The 17,382-nt window shown below is 63.9% G+C and carries 15 protein-coding genes and 1 other RNA gene; 4 read left to right on the top strand and 12 right to left on the bottom strand.

The window, feature by feature from the left end; genetic code table 11:
- Window positions 1–174: 174 nt before the first annotated feature.
- Window positions 175–849 carry a ribosome hibernation-promoting factor, HPF/YfiA family gene (hpf, locus tag GKC41_RS07160; RefSeq protein ID WP_154313590.1) on the bottom strand — a complete coding sequence of 225 codons (675 nt, stop codon included), beginning with the start codon at window positions 847–849 and terminating at the stop codon, window positions 175–177.
- Window positions 850–1,026: 177 nt separating this feature from the next.
- On the opposite strand from hpf, the gene rnpB reads away from it, so the two are divergent.
- An RNA gene (rnpB, locus tag GKC41_RS07155) (RNase P RNA component class A) lies at window positions 1,027–1,404 on the top strand.
- A 36-nt stretch (window positions 1,405–1,440) separates the two neighbouring features.
- Here the strand turns inward: rnpB and GKC41_RS07150 are convergent.
- From GKC41_RS07150 to GKC41_RS07120, 7 genes are all read right to left on the bottom strand, one after another.
- Window positions 1,441–2,355 (bottom strand): regulatory protein RecX, encoded by a 915-nt coding sequence (locus GKC41_RS07150; RefSeq protein ID WP_229281713.1) that lies wholly within the window; start codon window positions 2,353–2,355, stop codon window positions 1,441–1,443.
- 4 nt (window positions 2,356–2,359) lie between these two features.
- A complete protein-coding gene (recA, locus tag GKC41_RS07145; RefSeq protein ID WP_024627844.1) occupies window positions 2,360–3,514 on the bottom strand; it encodes a recombinase RecA in 1,155 nt (384 codons plus the stop codon).
- A 228-nt stretch (window positions 3,515–3,742) separates the two neighbouring features.
- Entirely contained in the window at window positions 3,743–3,976 is a 234-nt protein-coding gene (locus GKC41_RS07140; protein ID WP_015021655.1) for a DUF3046 domain-containing protein, read from the bottom strand.
- Window positions 3,977–4,121: 145 nt separating this feature from the next.
- On the bottom strand, window positions 4,122–4,619 hold the full coding sequence (locus tag GKC41_RS07135) for a helix-turn-helix domain-containing protein (protein WP_154313675.1): 498 nt from the start codon (window positions 4,617–4,619) through the stop codon (window positions 4,122–4,124).
- A gap of 187 nt (window positions 4,620–4,806) precedes the next feature.
- Window positions 4,807–5,376 carry a CinA family protein gene (locus GKC41_RS07130; protein WP_110412685.1) on the bottom strand — a complete coding sequence of 190 codons (570 nt, stop codon included), beginning with the start codon at window positions 5,374–5,376 and terminating at the stop codon, window positions 4,807–4,809.
- On the bottom strand, window positions 5,373–5,978 hold the full coding sequence (gene pgsA / locus GKC41_RS07125) for a CDP-diacylglycerol--glycerol-3-phosphate 3-phosphatidyltransferase (protein WP_154313589.1): 606 nt from the start codon (window positions 5,976–5,978) through the stop codon (window positions 5,373–5,375). The genes GKC41_RS07130 and pgsA overlap by 4 nt, the downstream gene beginning before the upstream one ends.
- Before the next feature lie 107 nt (window positions 5,979–6,085).
- The gene (locus GKC41_RS07120) at window positions 6,086–8,809 is read right to left on the bottom strand and encodes an FtsK/SpoIIIE family DNA translocase (RefSeq protein ID WP_154313588.1); all 2,724 of its coding nucleotides are present in this window, start codon (window positions 8,807–8,809) and stop codon (window positions 6,086–6,088) included.
- Window positions 8,810–8,909: 100 nt separating this feature from the next.
- Between GKC41_RS07120 and GKC41_RS07115 the strand changes: the two genes are divergently transcribed.
- Window positions 8,910–9,620 carry a Fic family protein gene (locus GKC41_RS07115; RefSeq protein ID WP_154313587.1) on the top strand — a complete coding sequence of 237 codons (711 nt, stop codon included), beginning with the start codon at window positions 8,910–8,912 and terminating at the stop codon, window positions 9,618–9,620.
- Between the two features lie 24 nt (window positions 9,621–9,644).
- Here the strand turns inward: GKC41_RS07115 and GKC41_RS07110 are convergent, their stop codons facing one another.
- The 3 genes from GKC41_RS07110 to miaB are packed head-to-tail and all read right to left on the bottom strand — an operon-like array spanning window position 9,645 to window position 12,610.
- Window positions 9,645–10,166 (bottom strand): MerR family transcriptional regulator, encoded by a 522-nt coding sequence (locus GKC41_RS07110; protein ID WP_154313586.1) that lies wholly within the window; start codon window positions 10,164–10,166, stop codon window positions 9,645–9,647.
- 34 nt (window positions 10,167–10,200) lie between these two features.
- Window positions 10,201–11,205, bottom strand: a complete 1,005-nt coding sequence (miaA, locus tag GKC41_RS07105) for a tRNA (adenosine(37)-N6)-dimethylallyltransferase MiaA (RefSeq protein ID WP_154313585.1) — start codon at window positions 11,203–11,205, stop codon at window positions 10,201–10,203.
- Complete coding sequence (gene miaB / locus GKC41_RS07100) at window positions 11,192–12,610, bottom strand: tRNA (N6-isopentenyl adenosine(37)-C2)-methylthiotransferase MiaB (protein WP_229281712.1); 1,419 nt, start codon at window positions 12,608–12,610, stop codon at window positions 11,192–11,194. The genes miaA and miaB overlap by 14 nt, the downstream gene beginning before the upstream one ends.
- Before the next feature lie 133 nt (window positions 12,611–12,743).
- On the opposite strand from miaB, the gene GKC41_RS07095 reads away from it, so the two are divergent.
- Window positions 12,744–13,454 carry a GTP pyrophosphokinase gene (locus tag GKC41_RS07095; protein ID WP_229281718.1) on the top strand — a complete coding sequence of 237 codons (711 nt, stop codon included), beginning with the start codon at window positions 12,744–12,746 and terminating at the stop codon, window positions 13,452–13,454.
- Window positions 13,455–13,572: 118 nt separating this feature from the next.
- On the opposite strand, the gene GKC41_RS07090 is transcribed toward GKC41_RS07095, so the two are convergent.
- Window positions 13,573–14,412: an aldo/keto reductase gene (locus tag GKC41_RS07090; RefSeq protein WP_154313582.1), complete on the bottom strand. Its 840-nt coding sequence runs from the start codon at window positions 14,410–14,412 to the stop codon at window positions 13,573–13,575.
- Window positions 14,413–15,125: 713 nt separating this feature from the next.
- Here GKC41_RS07090 and GKC41_RS07085 point away from each other — a divergent pair.
- Window positions 15,126–17,382 (top strand): InlB B-repeat-containing protein (locus GKC41_RS07085; RefSeq protein ID WP_324612089.1); only part of this gene is annotated, 2,257 nt, incomplete at its 3' end.

The raw sequence follows: 17,382 nt of genomic DNA, 5'->3' as shown, positions 1-17,382 counted from the left end.
GGCCCAGACCTTGATTATCTTACGCGAATGCACCGATTTTCTCGAAACCGATGGTTCCACAAACCCGGCTGCGGCCTTGGCAACCGGGTCGGTCATTGAAGAAGGGCAATTCTCCGGAGGCCGGGCCAAGCTGCCGCCGGGGAATCGCCCCACAGTTCAATATCCGTTTTACGCTTACTTCTTCTGGCCTACATGCTCAGGCGTATCGATCTCGAAGACGCCATAGCTCCAACCGTGCCGACGGTAGACCACCGACGGCCGTTGGGTCTCCTTGTTGACGAAGAGGAAGAAGTCGTGGCCGATCAGCTCCATCTCGTACAAGGCCTCGTCAATGCTCATTGGCTCGGCGATGTGCAGCTTGCGGCGGATGACGATGGGGGTATCGCCCACCTGCACTTCGACCGACTGGCCCGGCGCCAGGTCCGAGGCCACGGCGCTTTGGGCGCTGTTGTCTGGGTTGGACTCCTGGCCCTGGTCACCCTCATCGCCTGCCTGGTCGTCCACGGGCAGATCGGCGGGCAGGGGCGGATGCTCAAGTCCGCGGCGGTGGTCCTTGCGGCGGTCGCGGACCCGGCGCAGACGCTGGGTCAGCTTGTCCAAGGCCATGTCCAGTGCGCTGAACTCGTCGGCGCTGGAAGCCTCGGCGCGAATCACGGTCTTGCCGGCCTGGACCGTAAGCTCCACCCTCTTGGCGCTGTCAGCCTGGCGGGGATTGCCTTCATGTGTCAGAACGACCTGGATGCGCTGTGCATCGGGGGCGATGGCCGTCACCCTGTTCATCTTGCTGTCCACAACATCGCGGAACCGCTGCTTGATTTGGGTATGTCGACCGGTAATGACGATCTCCATGGGAATCTCCTTGCACTTGTGAGCGGACGAACCGCTGGTGCGATGGCGGACTTAGTCACCATCGACTGTGCTTCCGATTGTATCCGAAGAGCAGGGCTGACTCACTGATTGAGCTTGAGGCCAGAGCGGGATCGTCACCATTGGTCTGGTCGTTCAGTTCCGCTATGCTGAATCCCCGAGACCTCTCGGATGGCCGCGGTCCCTCCTCCTGGGAAGGGCTGAGGAACTTCCGGGCTCCACAGAGCACGATGGCGGATAACGTCCGCCCAGGGCGACCTGAGAGATAGCGCAACAGAGAACAGACCGCTCGCCTTGTTAAGGCGGGCAAGGGTGAAACGGCGGTGTAAGAGACCACCGGGTCGACGGTAACGCCGACCGCATGGCAAGCCTCATCGGGAGCAAGGCCAAGCAGAAGGCATTCAGGGGCTGCTCGTCCCGCCTTCGGGTAGGCCGCTAGAGCCTGGCGGCAACGTCAGGTCGAGATGGATGGCCATCCGTCGTCCGGATTGTAATCCGGCCGATGACAGAACCCGGGGTATATGAGAGGTCTCAACTTCTCTTTTACTGCGTGGTGCCTTAGCAGCAATCAACTCAATCGAGAGGGTCGTCAGAGACGAAAAGGTCGGCTGCCACCTGGTTGAGGAGGCCGGGAGAGTGACCCTTGCGGGATCCAGCACTCCAGAATCGCCGTTTTCGGACTTTGAGATCCAGCCCGGCTGTCTTTCGGGCCACCTTGCGACCGAGCTCGTAGGCGGAGTCAACGAAGAGTCCCTCGTGAGAGGCCTGGGCCACCACCTGCGCAGCCAGTCCCGGATCCAGACCCTTGCGGGTCATCTCCGAGAGCACGCCCCGCTCCCCCATGGTGCGATGCAGGCAGGAACGCAGAAGATCCTGGGCATAGGCCCGGTCATCCAAAAGGCCCAGCTTGGTCAGCCTGTCGATTACCTGATCGACTACGTTCGTATCAAAACCCTTGTCGACCAAACGGCGGGTCAGAGCCCCGCTAGAACGGGCTGCCGCATCCAGCAGGGTCAGGGCAGCCTCCCTGCAAGCATCCGCATCACCGGCATCTGCTCGCGGGGCTGCAGGCGCGGAACCGCCGCCAAAACCTCCGGCACGTGAGCGACGGCCACGATGACGGGTCTTTCTATCGGAACCACGGGCAGAACGGCGGCCATGGGAATGTCGACCTGCCAGGGATTCATCACCCATATCAGCATTGGCAGAACTGTCTGCATCTTCCAGACTGCCTCCGAATCGGGCGCCATGACCGAGACCCAGTACAGCGGCCTGCACTGGGCGGCTGTCCTCCTTGAAGCTGTCATCCTTCTGCTCAGGGGCAGGATCAAGGATTGCCACCGAATCTGCTGGAGCAGGCGCAACTGCAGGGTCTGGCTGCAACTGGTCCGACCGAGAATTCTTCGACTCTGTGCTGGAGTCGGCAGAATCCTCGGCCTGAGCCAGTCGGACAGGATTTTCCTTCAGGAAGTCCTCGGCCGAGATCATCGGGTCATGCAGCCTGGGCCGTGGGCACGGTGGTGTTGACGTCGACAGGAGCCGAGTCGTCTTCCTTGCTGCCCTGGTCAGCATCAGCCTGATCGGCCTTGTCGTCCTCGGAGGGAGCAGGAATAAGGCCGAAGGCCACCTTGACCTTATCCTCAATCTCCTTGGTCAGGCCGGGGTTGTCCTTGAGGAACTGACGGACGTTCTCCCTGCCCTGACCCAGCTGATCGCCCTCGTAGGTGAACCAGGAGCCCGACTTCTTGACGATGTTGGTCTGCAGGGCCATGTCCAGAACCGAACCCTCCTTGGAGATGCCCTCCCCGTAGAGAATGTCGAATTCGGCCACCTTGAAGGGCGGGGCCATCTTGTTCTTGACCACCTTGACCTTGGTGCGGTTGCCCACCGCCTCGTCGCCATTCTTCAGGGTCTGGATACGGCGGATGTCCAGGCGGACCGAGGCATAGAACTTCAGGGCCTTGCCGCCGGTGGTGGTCTCCGGGCTGCCGAAGAAGACGCCGATCTTCTCCCTGAGCTGGTTGATGAAGATGGCCGTGGTGTTGGCCTGGGACAGGGCACCGGTCATCTTGCGCAGGGCCTGGCTCATCAGACGGGCCTGCAGACCCACGTGGCTATCGCCCATATCGCCCTCGATCTCGGCCTTGGGCACCAGGGCAGCCACCGAGTCGATGACGATGACATCCAGGGCTCCCGACCGGATCAGCATGTCGGCAATCTCCAGCGCCTGCTCGCCGTTGTCCGGCTGGGAGACGATCAGGGAGTCCGTATCCACACCCAGCTTCTTGGCATACTCGGGATCCAGAGCGTGCTCGGCATCGATGAAGGCAGCCACTCCACCGCCGGCCTGCGCATTGGCCACCGCATGCAGGGCCAGGGTGGTCTTGCCCGAGGATTCCGGACCATAGATCTCGACGATGCGGCCGCGGGGCAGTCCGCCGATGCCCAGGGCCATGTCCAAGGCCAGGGAACCGGTGGGAATGACCTCCACATCCTGGGCAGGCTTGTCGCCCAGTCGCATGGCCGAACCCTTGCCGAAGCTCTTCTCCACCTGCGCGAGGGCCGTGTTCAAGGCTGCCTGGCGACGGGGGTCGATCCCGCCCTCTTCTTCCTTCTTCGCCTTGCCACTGTTGCTCTGACGTGCCATATGGCTCTCCTTTTTCGTAACCGACCTCACAATGACGACATCCTGATTGACGACCTCACGATTGACAGCCTATCCGCCGTCGGAACCCGTCTGCGGTCCCGGCGCCCGATGTGGTCGAACGTGCCGATAGTCACCGGACCATGGGTACCAGTATACCCGACTATGCGAACAAATGTTCGAAAAACGCCTGGTATGGGAAATACGTTCGCGGAGGATAAAACCCTCCGATCAGGCTGCCGGCATGGGCGGCGCATTGTGGTCCTTCCCCCAGCGCCGGGAGTCGGGAATCTCCATCTGATCGCAAAGCACGTTCCAGACCACACGCGGCTCCACTCCCGCATCCAGTGCCTCTATTACGGTCATGGCATCCAGGGCGGTCAGCCTTTGGTCACGGGCCAGACTGCGTCCGTAGACCCGGCCGAAGACCTCCTCCAGCAGCTGCCAGAATTCCCGTTCACGCACCCGACATCACCTTTCGTCCAAGACCCACCCTGTCACACCCCTTCTACGGTAGCAACCGACAGTCAGCAGAAGAGGGCGCCTGGTTCCTCAGAACCGGACGCCCTCAATAACGGTCCGCCGGGTCGACCGGCAGGACCTGACATGCTTACTCCTGAGTGGACTCCAGGTAGTCCGCCACCATCCGCAGGGTCTGCGGCACGCCCAGGCCCAGCGCGTCGGCGATGGAGCTCAGCAGTTCGGAGCTGGCCTCCTTCTGGCCGCGCTCCACCTCGGACAGGTAGCCCAGGGACACGCCTGCCTTCTCGCTGACCTCACGCAGGGTCTTGTGATCGTTGGTCCTCAGCTCGCGCAGCACGTGGCCCAGGGCCTCGCGCAGGGAGACGGTATGGGTGACGGCCCGGCCGTCGTTGTTGGAGGCTGCCCGCTGACGGCTGGCTTCCATACCGTCCTCCTCCATCCACATCTTGTTCAGGTTGGCCTGGCGCTCCTCCTTGGCCTTCTTGGCGGCCTTGGCACGGATCACCTGCTGTTGGGCGAAGACGACGGCACGACGCTGGGCGGGTGTCAGATCACGAACCCGCGCATTGCGCTCCACTCCGGGTGCGGCCGGCTTGACATCATAGGTTTCGTTGGTTCGAGTCATCACGGTCTCGGTGCTGGCCATAGCAGCCCCTTTCGCCATTATCGTGTTCAACTTCTTACACAGTGACCAACAGACGAGCCGCTGGATTATTCCAGGGGAGGAACCTGAAGGGCCTGCTTTGTGACCAAGGTCACGTATGCAGAAGGTCCGGTATCAGTTAGGAGAAGCGACCTAACGCACCAGGCAGTCAGCCGCGCGAGTGCAGGGCCCGATCCAGCTGGTCCAGAATCCGCATGACCGTGCCTCGACGCACCTGTTCGCGATCGCCGTCCAAATGCAGCTCATAGGCATAGGTGCGGTAGGCATGGGACTGAAGGCCGGTCTCTATACGTCGACCCAACACACGAACAGGCAGGGCCAGACCGATGTAGACCAGCCCGGCAGGATCATCCCCGTCAGGGCCCGGGCCGGCCACACCGGTAGTGGCCATGCCGATTACCGTATCCTCGTGCCCTGGCCTGGTGTAGAGCCTGGCCGTGCCCTCGGCCATCTCCTGGGCGACCCGTGGATGGACCGCACCCTGGGTGGCCAGCAGGTCCTGATCAACCTTGAGAATGGCAGCCTTGGCAGCAATGTCGTAGGTGACGGCCGACCCGAGGAAGACGTCTGACGCCCCGGGAATCCTGACGAAGGCATCGGCCAGCAGTCCCCCGGTCAGCGATTCGGCAGCGGCCAGCAGCAGGCCCGAATCACGGCAGGTGTCGATGATCCGTCCCGCCAGGTCGTCGCAGCGGCCCTGCACGCTCTTGCCGATCATTGCCGCATCCCTATCACGTATTCCGCTCCCGAATAGAGGCAGAGGGCCAGGGCCACCAAAATGACCACGCGGGTGGCCACCAGATACCAGGGCCAGACCGGCGACAAGGGCACCATCAGCATGCCCAGGCCGATGCATTCAAACAGGGTCTTGTACTTGCCGGCCCGGGAAGCGGCGATGACCCGTCCCTGCTTGTTGATGACCAGGACCCGCAGCAGGGTGATGCCCAGCTCGCGCACCAGGAAGAGCACGGTGACCCACCACCAGAGCTCGCCGAAGACGGAGGCCACAATCAGCGCCGAGCAGATCAGCAGCTTATCGGCGATGGGATCCATGAGTTTGCCCAGCTCGGTCACCTGGTTGTACCGGCGGGCCATCCACCCGTCCAGCTTATCGGTCGAGGCGGCGAGAACGAAGAGCACGGCGGCGGTCCACCGCATGCCAGGCTTGCGCTCGCCCCAGGGACCGGCCATCAGATCCAAGGCGATGAAGACCAGGACCAGGAGGATACGGGTGTAGGTGACCAGGTTTGGGGGTGAATTCCATCCTTCGAGAAGCCTGCGCCTCTCACGACCGGTCTCTGACTCGGCATGCTCCTGCATTGCCACTCCTTATACGCGATACTCGTGCGCTTGGGCCGTCCAACACTACATGCCGGGCGGCAGTTTCATCATAACGGTAGACCAGGCCTGGCTTTTTGGGCAGATGTTCAGCCCTGCGCTTGCTCATCCGGGGCGGGATCCATGGAGGTGGCGTCGCCTCGGATGAAGGCCAGGGCCTGCTGCAGCTGTGGCGGTTGGATGAGCACCTCGCGGGCCTTGGAACCCTCCGATGGTCCTACGATTCCCCTCGACTCCAGTAGATCCATCAGCCTCCCCGCCCTGGCGAAGCCCACACGCAGCTTGCGCTGGAGCATGGAGGTGGATCCGAACTGGGTGGTCACCACCAGCTCGGCCGCCTGGAGCAGCTCGTCCATATCGTCGCCGATCTCCTCCTGGACCTCATTCTTGTGGTCGGCCTTGTCGGCCATCTGCTCGATGTCCTCACGGTAGTGGGGCTTGCGCTGGGTGCGCACATAATCCACCGCCTTGCGGATCTCGGACTCGGAGACCCAGGCTCCCTGGACTCGGGTGGGCTTGGCTTGCCCCATGGGCAGGAAGAGGGCGTCGCCCTGGCCGATCAGGGTCTCGGCACCGGTGGCGTCCAGAATGACCCTGGAATCCGTGGATGAGGAGGTAGCGAAGGCCAGCCTGGAGGGGATGTTGGCCTTGATCAGGCCGGTGACCACGTCCACCGAGGGCCGCTGGGTGGCCAGGACCAGGTGGACGCCGGCGGCACGCGCCAGCTGGGTGATGCGCTGGATGGAGCTCTCCACGTCGTTCTTGGCCACCATCATCAGATCGGCCATCTCGTCGACCACCACGACCAGATATGGATAAGGAGCCACCTTGCGATTGGAGCCTGCCGGAGCGTGGACCTTGCCCTCACGCACGGCCTTGTTGAAGTCCTTGATGTGCCGAAATCCGAAGAACTGCAGGTCGTCGTAGCGGGCGTCCATCTCCTTGACCACCCACTCCAGGGCCTGGGCGGCCTTCTTGGGTTCGGTGATGATGGGCGTGAGCAGGTGGGGAATGCCGGCGTAGGCGCTCAGCTCCACGCGCTTGGGATCCACCATGATCAGTCGGACCTGCTCCGGAGTGGCCCGCATAATCAGCGAAACCAACATGGAGTTGATGAAGCTGGACTTGCCCGAACCCGTAGCGCCGGCCACCAGCAGGTGGGGCATCTTGGTCAGGTCGGCCGTCACATAGTGGCCCTCCACGTCCTTGCCCACGGCGGTCATCATGGGGTTATCGTCCTGCTGGGCCTTGTCGGAGCGCAGCACGTCGCCCAGGTGGACGATCTCGCGGTCCACGTTGGGAATTTCGATGCCGATGGCCGACTTGCCGGGGATGGGAGACAGGATGCGCACATCCGAGCTGGCCACCGCGTAGGCGATGTTGCGCTGAAGGTTGGTGACCTTCTCCACCTTGACGCCCGGGCCCAGCTCCACCTCGTACTGGGTGACCGAGGGGCCGCGCAGGAAGCCGACCACCTTGGCATCCACGTCGAACTGCTGGAAGGTCGATTGCAGGGCCTTGATGACTGCATCGTTGGCCGAGGTCCTGACCGCGTGGGGCTTGCCCTTGACCAGCAGGTCCGTGCTGGGCAGCACATAGGGTCGGCTCTCGTCCGCTTGGCGCTCATCGGAGGAGCTTGACGCGCCGGCAGCCTGGGCTCCCGTACCCTGGGCTCCAGCAGTCTGGTTTCCTGCTCCCGGAGCGGGCTGGGCGTCCATCTGGACGGTGTCGGCTGCTGCTGCGGCAGCGGCCCAGGGGTCCGAAGCCCCCACGCCGGACAGGGCAGCCGGATCCACCTTGGGATGCCCCTGCTCCCTGGCATCCAGGAGGGCAGCTGTGGCCGGGGCCTCCACCACAGGCATGTTCTGCGTGGACACCTGGTCAGTTTCGGAACCCTGCGCCGACTGATCACCCTGGTCAGTCCCTTCAAGAGAGGCCGCCTGGGAGAAGGGCTCGTCAGCCTCGTAACGCTCCAGATGGGTGTCAGTATCCTTGCCGATGCGGCCATGCAGCAGGCGGCTGAGCCAGCCGGCCACCCCGCCCTTGCCGGAGTTCTGGGCATCCTCCTGGTCCTGCTCCTCGTGGGTGGGCACGCCGGGCGCCAGGGGCAGGGTGTCGTCCCCCAGCCTGACCTCGTTGGGGGCGGTCTGCGCCGGAGCCGAGCTGGAGGCATGGGTCCTCTTCCCGCGCAGCCAGGCCATGAGGTCGCTCATATGGAATCTGAAGGTTATGAAGAGGCCGAAAATGGCCACAAGGACAAAGATGATGACGGCGAAGACCTTGGACAACCCCCAGGCCAGGGGCGAACCCAGGAAGAACCCCAGAAGGCCGCCTGAGTCGCTGATGGCCTTCATGTCGAAGCCGCGATAATCCGAGGCCATGAGCACGTCCAGAATGGAGCAGACCGACCAGAGCACCACCATGAGGCCGCCCACCACAGGCAGGTTCCCCGCCTCGCGCCCTGTGTAGCAGACCAGCCGGAAGGCCGCAAAGAGCAGAACCACCGGCAGGATGATGCTGCAGAGCCCCAGAACGCCCGCAGCCATGGCGTGCAGTCCCCGCCCCAGGAAGCCGTTCACGCGGAACCATTCGCTGGCGCAGAAGAGCACGGCCAGGATGACCAGCACGAAGCAGAGCCCGTCCTTACGGTAGGCGGAGTCGTCGCCGTTCTTGCCGGCCACGGCACGCACCAGGGATCCCAGGCCCCGGGGCAGGGCCAGCAGGGCCTTGTGCCAGAAGGGTTCCGGGTCTTGACTGTCCTTGGATGCGGTCCGGCCGCGACCGCGTGCGTCTGCTTGCTGCTTACGTGTCATAACCCTTTCAGCCTACCCAGAACCCCGGTCCGCATCGGGCCCGCCGGGTCAGTGTGCACAACTCTTTCAGACGGGGGCCGCCAGGGCTAGCATCGTTGGCATGACACCAGCCGAACGTCAGAGCGCCGTGGCTTTCGCCCTGCGCAACCTGCTTCTTGATGACCGTCAGCCCGGCCCTCCGGCCCTGCAGGCGGCAAGCGACTTTATGGCGGGCAGAAGGCAGGCCGAAGCGCTGTCCGACCAGGCCCGGCGCTTGGAGGCCAAGGCGGATGCCCTGACGGATGCCCTCTTTCTGCGAACCATCCTGATCTGTCAGCGGCCTTGGGCATCTGAGGGCGATCTTGACGAGCTGCGAGCCATCCACCGCCGGCTGCTGCCCAGCCTGCCGGAAGAGCGAGTGCTGCGCCGACCTCAACCAGACGACGACGCCAGTCTGTATCCAGCGACCATGCTGGAGCAGGGAGCCGCGGCCATTGGCCAGGAGCTGGCGGCCGAACGCAACCTGGCCAGCCTGGACCGTCCGGTCTTCGTGGAGCGCTTGGCCCATTACTATGACGAGCTTTCCTACCTGCATCCCTTCGCCGACTGTGACGGCATGACCCTGCGCATCTTCCTCTCGCGCCTGTCCCACGACGCCGGCTGGGACCTGGACTGGGGACGGGCTGATCCGACCGCCCACCGCCGGGCCGTCCGGCGAGCGCTCCGAGGCAACACCGACGATCTGCAGACCCTGATTGCAGGCATGGTCCGCCCGGTCAACCCAACCAGAATATTTCTGATAGCCGGATGGGACCAGGGTCCAGCCCACTGAGCTGCCAGCCTCAGCCCGGCAGCCTCAGCCTGCCAGCCGCTCGTTGCCACTGCGCTTGGCGGCCTGGATGATCTGGGCACTCTGATTGATCAGTTCTGTCGCCCCGGCCTGGTCGTGGTCGCGCACGTGCCCCCAGTATTGTATTTTGAGCTGCACATACCGCTTCCGCGCCCGTAGGTCGGCCATCCGCTGGTCCAGCCGTCGTCCCTGCTCGGCCAGGAGCTCAATCTGCCGTCCAGCGGCCTCTGCTCCCGCGGCACGATTGCCCAGATACTCCCGCATGTGTTCCAGGGACATGCCCGTGGCGCTCAGGCAGGAGATGGTCTCCAGCAGGTCCAGATCATCCTGGCTGTAGCAGCGGTGGCCGCATGAGGGGTCCCTGGCGATGGGCGGAATGATGCCGATGGTCTCGTAGTAGCGCAGGGTGGTCTCCGGCATCCCCGACATGAGCGAGGCCTGGCGGATGGTGTACCAGGGCCCTGATTCCTGGTCGGGCTGGCTTTGGGCGGTCTGGGTTTCAGCCTGGGGCTGCGTGATGGTGGTCATACCCGTCCAGCCTAGGAACTTCAAGTACTTGAAGTCAAAGCGCGCCCAGATGGTGTCTGGTCACCCTCCCCTGGTCCGACTGGTCGGCCTGGGCATCCGCCTGGTCGAAGCAGCCTTGGTCGGCCTGGTCCACCAGGTCCAGGGCCTGCCGGGCCAGGTCCGGGGCCAGGGCATTCAGCCAGTGGATGCGCGGGTCCCGGCCGAACCAGCCCATCTGCTTGCGGGCCAGGCGCTTGGTCTTCTGTGCTATCAGACCGAAGGCGGCATCCAGATCGGTGCGGCCGTCCAAATAATCCAGAATCTGCTGATAGCCCAGGGCGCGTGAGGCCGTGGTCCCCAGCCGGTTGCGCAACCGGCTCACTTCATCGACCAGCCCCTGGTCGCGCATGACCTGGGTGCGCTGGTCGATCCTGCGATCCAGCTCCTCCCGGGGCAGATCCAGCCCCAGCTGCAGGGCGGGCAGCAGGTAGCGGTACCGAGGCAGGCTGGCCGAATAGGGCCGTCCGGTGATCTCCATGACCTCCAGAGCCCGCACGGTCCGCCGCACATTCCGAGGGTCCATCCGGGCCGCAGCCTCCGGGTCCCGCTCCTGCAGCTGGCGGAAGAGCAGCCCGGGTCCCTCCTCCTGGGCCCGCTCCTCCAGCCTGGCCCTGACCGCCGGGTCGGTGCCGGGGAAGGACAGATCGTCGATGACCGCCCGGGTATAGAGCCCGGAGCCGCCGACGAGAATGGGCCGGATTCCCTGCGCCCGCAGGTCGGCTATCAGGGACCGGGCCATGGCCTGGAAGCGGGCCACGCTCATGGCCTCCTCCGGCTCGATGATGTCGATAAGGTGGTGGACCACCGCCTGCCGCTCCCCTGCCGAAGGCTTGGCCGTGCCCACGTCCATGCCCCGGTACATCTGGTAGGCATCGGCATTGACGATATGAGCCTCCTGCCCGCGGGCTTGGAGAGCCTGTGCCAGGGCCACGCCCAGGGCGGTCTTGCCCGAGGCTGTGGGACCCACGATGGAGACGATGCGGGGGTCAGCGGATGTCATAGACCTGCCCCGCCCGGGGATCCGGGTCAGCGATCAAATAGTGGGGCCCGGCCTGGGTGACGGTGCAGGTCACGAGATCCCCGGACTTAGGTGCAGGCATCCCCTGGGGCACGCCGACGTGGACCAGCACCCCGGTGCGCTCGTGCCCGGTCACCCGATGGGTGCTACCGTCGTGACGGCCGTGCCCGTCGCCAATCAGCACTTCCACCTCTTTACCCAGGAAGGCCTGCATGTGCTCCATGGTGATGGACTCCTGCAGGGCCTGTAGCCGCTCGAACCGGTCCTGGACCACGGCCTTGGGCAGCTGGGGCATGCGCGCGGCTGGAGTGCCCGGACGAGGCGAATACTCAAAGATAAAGGCCGACGAGAAGCGCGCCCGGCGCACTACATCCATGGTGGCCTGGAAGTCCTCCTCGGTCTCCCCGGGGAAGCCCACGATGATGTCGGTGGTGATCAGGGCATCGGGCATGGCAGCCCGCACCTTGTCCAGTATCTGCAGAAAGCGCTGGGGCCGGTAGGAGCGCCGCATGGCCCGCAGAATCCGGTCGGAGCCCGACTGCAGGGGCATGTGCAGCTGGTGCATGACCGTGGGCGTCTCGGCCATGGCGGCGATCACATCGTCGGTGAAGGCCGCCGGATGGGGCGAGGTGAAGCGGATCCGCTCCAGCCCGGGCACCCCGCCGCAGGCGCGCAGGAGCCGGGCGAAGGCGTAGCGGTCCCCCGTGGACCAACCGTAGGAGTTGACGTTCTGCCCCAGCAGGGTCACCTGGCGGGCACCGGAGCGCACGCAGTCCTCAACCTCCTGCAGGATGTCTTCCATGGACCGGTCCCGCTCCCGCCCGCGCACCGAGGGCACGATGCAGAAGGTGCAGGTGTTGTTGCAGCCGACCGATATGGACACCCAGGCCTGCGAGCGCGAGGCCCTGACCGCCGGCAGCCGCCCGGGCAGATCCCGCAGCTCCTGCGAAACCCCCACCTGGGGCCGCCCGTCCTTGCGGGCCTTGTCCAAAAGCCCGGGCAGCGAGCCGATGTCCCTGGTGCCGAAGACCGCATCCACCCAGGGCGCCGCCTTCACGATCCGCTCCCGGTCCTTCTGGGCCATGCAGCCACCCACGGCGATGCGCGTGTCGGGCTTGTGCTGCTTGAACCTGTGCCAGCGCCCGATGGTCCCGTACATGCGCTGGGTGGCGTTGTCGCGCACGGCGCAGGTGTTGAGCACCATCACGTCCACCTCGCGCGCGCGGACCTGCTCGGGCGTGGCCTGCTGGTAGCCCTGGGCCCGGAGCACCCCGGCGATCCGCTCGGAATCGTGCTCGTTCATCTGGCAGCCCAGGGTCCGCACATAGTAGACGCCCCTGCTGTCCTTACGCTGAGCGGTCGCGCTCATGCCCTCGCCTGCTTCCATAAGCCCTGATTGTATGCGCAGGTCGGGTCCCGCGGCCATCGGGGCCTGTGCGTACCATGAGTCATGGTTACGAACGGCGGCATGGGAGGTTCATGTGATACTCGACCGTAACAGTGCCATGAGCGCATCCGAAATGAAGCAGCGACTGTCGGACTTGGACGAAAAGGACCGTCCCAAGCTGGACATCGACGAGATAACGGAGTTCGTCAATCTCATGCAGACCTACGAGGGGGCCATGTACGAGATTTCGACCAAGCTGGACGTGCTGGACACGGAATTCCAGGTCCGGTTCAGCCACAACCCCATCCACCACATGGAGCGCCGGCTCAAGAGCGTGGACTCCCTGATCGGCAAGCTGCACCGCAAGAACCTGCCCGTCACCATCCCCTCGGTGCGCGATCACATCTTCGACGTGGCCGGCGTGCGCGTCATCTGCAACTACCGGGACGACGTCTACTCGGTCTCCCGCTACCTCTCCGACCAGTCGGACATCCAGGTGCTGAGGGTCAAGGACTACATCCGCAACCCCAAGATGAACGGCTACCGCAGCCTGCACGTCATCTACGCCGTGCCGGTCTTCCTGACCTCTGGCCCCCACTACACGCCGGTCGAGGTGCAGTTCCGCACCATCGCCATGGACTACTGGGCCTCCCTGGAGCACCAGCTGCGCTACAAGTCCGACCTGCCCGACGCCCGCCTGGCCGAGCATTCGCAGACCCTGCTGGACTGCGCCCGCTCCCTGCAGAACATCGAGGTGCAGATGCAGTCCATCCACCGCGACATCTCAGGTTCGCCCCAGGAGCAGGAGACCGACGACGAAGCCATCAGCGGCAATACCAATTAGCTGAATCCTCACAAATCCTTTACCATAGGAACCAGGCCAGGTGGAAGGGTTGGGGCTTCCGCCGGGTCCCAGGAGGAGGCCCCGCCTTCAAGGTCGGGTCTCCTCCTGTACCACCACGTCAGAAGTTGAAGTTGTCGGGATCCGCGCCGGTGCGCTCGTCCCTGTTCATGGCGGTGATGGCCTTCATATCCTCATCGCTCAGCTCGAAGTCGAAGACCTGCGCGTTCTGCTCGATCCGCTCCTTGTGGGTGGACTTGGGGATGACGATGACCCCGCGCTGCAGGTGCCAGCGCAGCACGATCTGTGCCGGGGAGCGATCGTAGCGCTCGGCCATGGCCTTGAGCCTGGGGTCGGCCAGCAGGTTGCCGCCGGTGCCGCCCAAGGGGCTGTAGGCCTCCACGTCCACACGCAGGGTGCCGTGGCAGTAGTCGATCAGGTCGTCGTTGACGAACTGGGGCGAGGACTCGATCTGGTCGACCGCCGGCTTGGTGCCGCTGATGGTGTGCAGCTCGTCCAGGTGGTGCTTCTGGAAGTTGCAGACCCCGATGGCCCGCACCCGCCGCTGGGCGTAGAGCTCCTCCATGTCCTCCCAGGCCTGCTGCCAGCCCTTGGCGGGCCAGTGGATCAGGTAGAGGTCCAGGTAGTCCACGCCCAGCCGGTCCAGGCTCTCCTTGAAGGCCTCCTTGGCCCGCCCTGCACGGATGTCGTCATTCCAGAGCTTGGTGGTCAGGAAGACATCCCGCCGGTCAACCCCGGAGCGGCGCAGACCCTCCCCCACGGACTGCTCGTTACCGTAGATCATGGCGGTGTCGATGTGGCGATAGCCCGCCTGCAGGGCCCAGGTGACGGCCTGGCTGGTCGCCTCGCCATCGGGTGTTTGGAAGACCCCAAGACCCAGCTGGGGAATCCTGACCCCGTTGTTGAGGGTGATGAAGGTATCGGTGACGTTTCCGGTCATATAGGCATACTCCTTGTCGGTCAATCTGAGGCCGTGACGTGTTGTGTGTTCATTCTATCTGCCAGGCAAGATGGGATCAGCTGTTGTTTAAGGCCTACCGTCGCGCTTCTGCATTTCGTGCGTTCTCTGTTGGCTTGGTGGTAAAGTGAAAATTGGGGATGTTGGGAGATAACTGGCTTCTACTTTATGGGCGATTAACGCCCGCAGTAACGACGGTTCATCGACTTGAAAGACGTTAATGCTGATAGGCAGGAGGCCTTGATACCGCTTGGCATTGGTGAAGGGGATTGATTTCATGCATCTGGGTACCCGTCTGCGTCGCGCATCGGCGACGGCGATCGTCCTGCTGGGCCTGCTGGCAGGCCTGGGTGTCGCGTCCGCCAACGCGGACGATGTCGTGTCCGCCAGTCCGGCGGACACTCCTGTATTTAGCGGGGGGGGGGGGGGGTCGTCAGACCCCTCGCGTAGCTGAGCACACCCCCGGCGCACTCCCCAACAGCGCATCCAGCACTCCGCTTCCCTCGCCCTCGCCTCTGACAACCGCCTCGCCACTAAACCCCACGACATCCAGCCCAGACGCCCCGTCACCGTCGACAGACAGTCCAGGCAGCGCAGACTCCGCTTCAACCAAACCATCCCAGCAGACGGACGGTCAAGCCACGCACACGGTACGCTTCGATCCGGCCGACGGGAGCAAACCCACCCAGGCGACCGTGAAGACCGGGACGCTTGCCTCACCTCCGCAAAAGAACCCGCAACGTGAGGGCTTCCGGTTCGACGGGTGGACACGTGACGGCCAGCCCTATGACTTCCAGGTTCCCATCCTCCAAGACACAACACTGAAAGCCAAATGGAGCAAAGCCACGGACTGGACGCTGAGCCCGGACCACGGGCCCGCCATCGGCACCCAGCTGACCATCAGCCCGCCCAGCCTGCAAGAGCCCTACTACATGAGCATCCAAGCCGCAGGGGACCAGTTTACCGGTCTGACCGGCGACGGCCGCATCTACACCTGGGCACAGGACGGCACACCCAAGCAGATCCCCTCCCCCGCCCAGGCCCCCGACGGATTCCGCTACCAGCTGGCCGCAGCCGGCAGCCAATGGCAGGCCGCATTAGGATCCGACCAGCAGATCTACACCTGGTCCAACGGACAATCCACGCCCACCATCCTCGACACCAAGCAGAACATCAGGTTCACCAGCATCAGCATGGGCGACGACCTGCTGCTGGCGGTGGACCGGCAGGGACAGGTCCACGCCTTCCAAGCCGGCCAAACCGACAGCCAGAACGAAAAATTGGCAGAGCAATCCACGACCGTTCTGCCCGGACAGACCCAGGCAACACTGGCCGTCGCCTCCGCCAGCCGGACCCTCGCCCTGGACACGGACGGGCAAGCCTGGAGCTGGAACACAAGCAGGACCGCCAACGTCAAGCCCGAACGCATCAGACAAGACCAGGGCATGCGCATCACCCAAGCCCAAGCCCTCAGCCAGGGGTTCCTCCTCCTGGGCGCAAACGGGCAGGCCTGTTACCTGGCCGACGGCAAGACAAGCCTCGCAACCACCGGCCTGCCGGAAAACATGAAAGCCAGCCGGATCACCGCCAACAAGAACCAGGCCGTCATCACCGGCACGGACGGCCACATCTGGACCTGGAAGCCCGGAGAAACACCCACGCGCGCAGACAACGGGAACCAGTCCTACACACAGACCGCCACTACAGGCGGCAGGATCACCGCCCTAGACAGGCAGGGCAGCCTATACCAGTGGAGCATCAACACCCAGAACCAGCCAGACAAGCCAGCAAAAGTCAACACCACCCAGGCGGCCACTCTTGAATCAGCCAGCCTGGACGGGCAGGCGCTGACACTCAACAAAACAGACGGCTCCTGGCAGGCGGAAATGCCCGCAAGCCAGCCCGGACCAGTCACCATCACACTGACTGGCAGGCAGGACGGCCAGCCCTTCACCCGAAGCTTCAACTACACGGTAGACCAAACGCTTCTGAAGGACATCCGACAGAGTTCCACATCCACGGTCACCTTCAAGACAGACGGAGGAAGCCCCAAACCCGGAGACCAGCAAGTTACCTATCCCTACGGGAGAGTCCAACGGCCCTCACCCGACCCGACCCGCAGCGGCTACCAGTTCGACGGATGGTTCATCAACGAAGTCGCCTACGACTTCAGCAAGCCCGTCACCGAAAATCTCACCCTCACCGCCAAATGGACCAGCAAAACCCCCAACACCTCCTGGAGAATCAACCCCGACAAGGGCAGCCAGCTCGGCCACGAAACCACCACCATCACCCCACCAGACAGCACCAGCGGCATCAGATTCAACCAGGTCGGCGGAGCAAAATACTATACCTATGTTTTTTCCTTGGCGGTGGGCAGCGACGGGAAAGCCTACGCATGGGGAGACAACACCTATGGTCAGCTCGGCGACGCAACGACTAACAGCCGGAGTACGCCGAACATAGTGAGAAAACCTGCAGGCGTGCCGACCGACTTCACCTATGTGCAGGTCAGCGCAGGAAAATGGCATTCGCTGGCCGTGGGTAGCGACGGATACGTATACGCCTGGGGCATCAACCAACATGGTCAGCTCGGCAACAACACCACAACGAATTCCTCTGTTCCTGTGCGCGTGCGCGACCCCGCCAGCCCCACTGACCCGAACAAAGGACTCAAGGCCATACAGGTCAGCGCCGGAGACGAGCATTCACTGGCCTTGGACAGCAACGGATACGTCTACGCCTGGGGATGGAACGACAATGGCCGACTCGGCAACAACAGCACAGCAGATTCGTCTTTCCCTGTGCGCGTGCGCGACCCCGCCAGCCCCACTGACCCGGGCAAAGGGCTCAAAGCCATACAGGTCAGCGCCGGATGGCACCATTCGCTGGCCGTAGGCAGCGACGGATACACCTACGCCTGGGGATTAAACAACTATGGCCAACTCGGCA

Source organism: Bifidobacterium asteroides (assembly GCF_009683175.1).
Taxonomy (GTDB): domain Bacteria; phylum Actinomycetota; class Actinomycetes; order Actinomycetales; family Bifidobacteriaceae; genus Bombiscardovia; species Bombiscardovia asteroides_H.
Note: the sequence above shows the minus strand (reverse complement) of the source record. Positions and strands in the feature narration are given on the sequence as shown.

Coding starts and splice junctions, on each gene's coding strand:
- hpf (WP_154313590.1), bottom strand. CDS start 849: ATGGAGATCGTCATTACCGGTCGACATACCCAAATCAAGCAGCGGTTC.
- GKC41_RS07150 (WP_229281713.1), bottom strand. CDS start 2,355: ATGATCTCGGCCGAGGACTTCCTGAAGGAAAATCCTGTCCGACTGGCT.
- recA (WP_024627844.1), bottom strand. CDS start 3,514: ATGGCACGTCAGAGCAACAGTGGCAAGGCGAAGAAGGAAGAAGAGGGC.
- GKC41_RS07135 (WP_154313675.1), bottom strand. CDS start 4,619: ATGACTCGAACCAACGAAACCTATGATGTCAAGCCGGCCGCACCCGGA.
- GKC41_RS07130 (WP_110412685.1), bottom strand. CDS start 5,376: ATGATCGGCAAGAGCGTGCAGGGCCGCTGCGACGACCTGGCGGGACGG.
- pgsA (WP_154313589.1), bottom strand. CDS start 5,978: ATGCAGGAGCATGCCGAGTCAGAGACCGGTCGTGAGAGGCGCAGGCTT.
- GKC41_RS07120 (WP_154313588.1), bottom strand. CDS start 8,809: ATGACACGTAAGCAGCAAGCAGACGCACGCGGTCGCGGCCGGACCGCA.
- GKC41_RS07115 (WP_154313587.1), top strand. CDS start 8,910: ATGACACCAGCCGAACGTCAGAGCGCCGTGGCTTTCGCCCTGCGCAAC.
- GKC41_RS07110 (WP_154313586.1), bottom strand. CDS start 10,166: ATGACCACCATCACGCAGCCCCAGGCTGAAACCCAGACCGCCCAAAGC.
- miaA (WP_154313585.1), bottom strand. CDS start 11,205: ATGACATCCGCTGACCCCCGCATCGTCTCCATCGTGGGTCCCACAGCC.
- miaB (WP_229281712.1), bottom strand. CDS start 12,610: ATGGAAGCAGGCGAGGGCATGAGCGCGACCGCTCAGCGTAAGGACAGC.
- GKC41_RS07095 (WP_229281718.1), top strand. CDS start 12,744: ATGAAGCAGCGACTGTCGGACTTGGACGAAAAGGACCGTCCCAAGCTG.
- GKC41_RS07090 (WP_154313582.1), bottom strand. CDS start 14,412: ATGACCGGAAACGTCACCGATACCTTCATCACCCTCAACAACGGGGTC.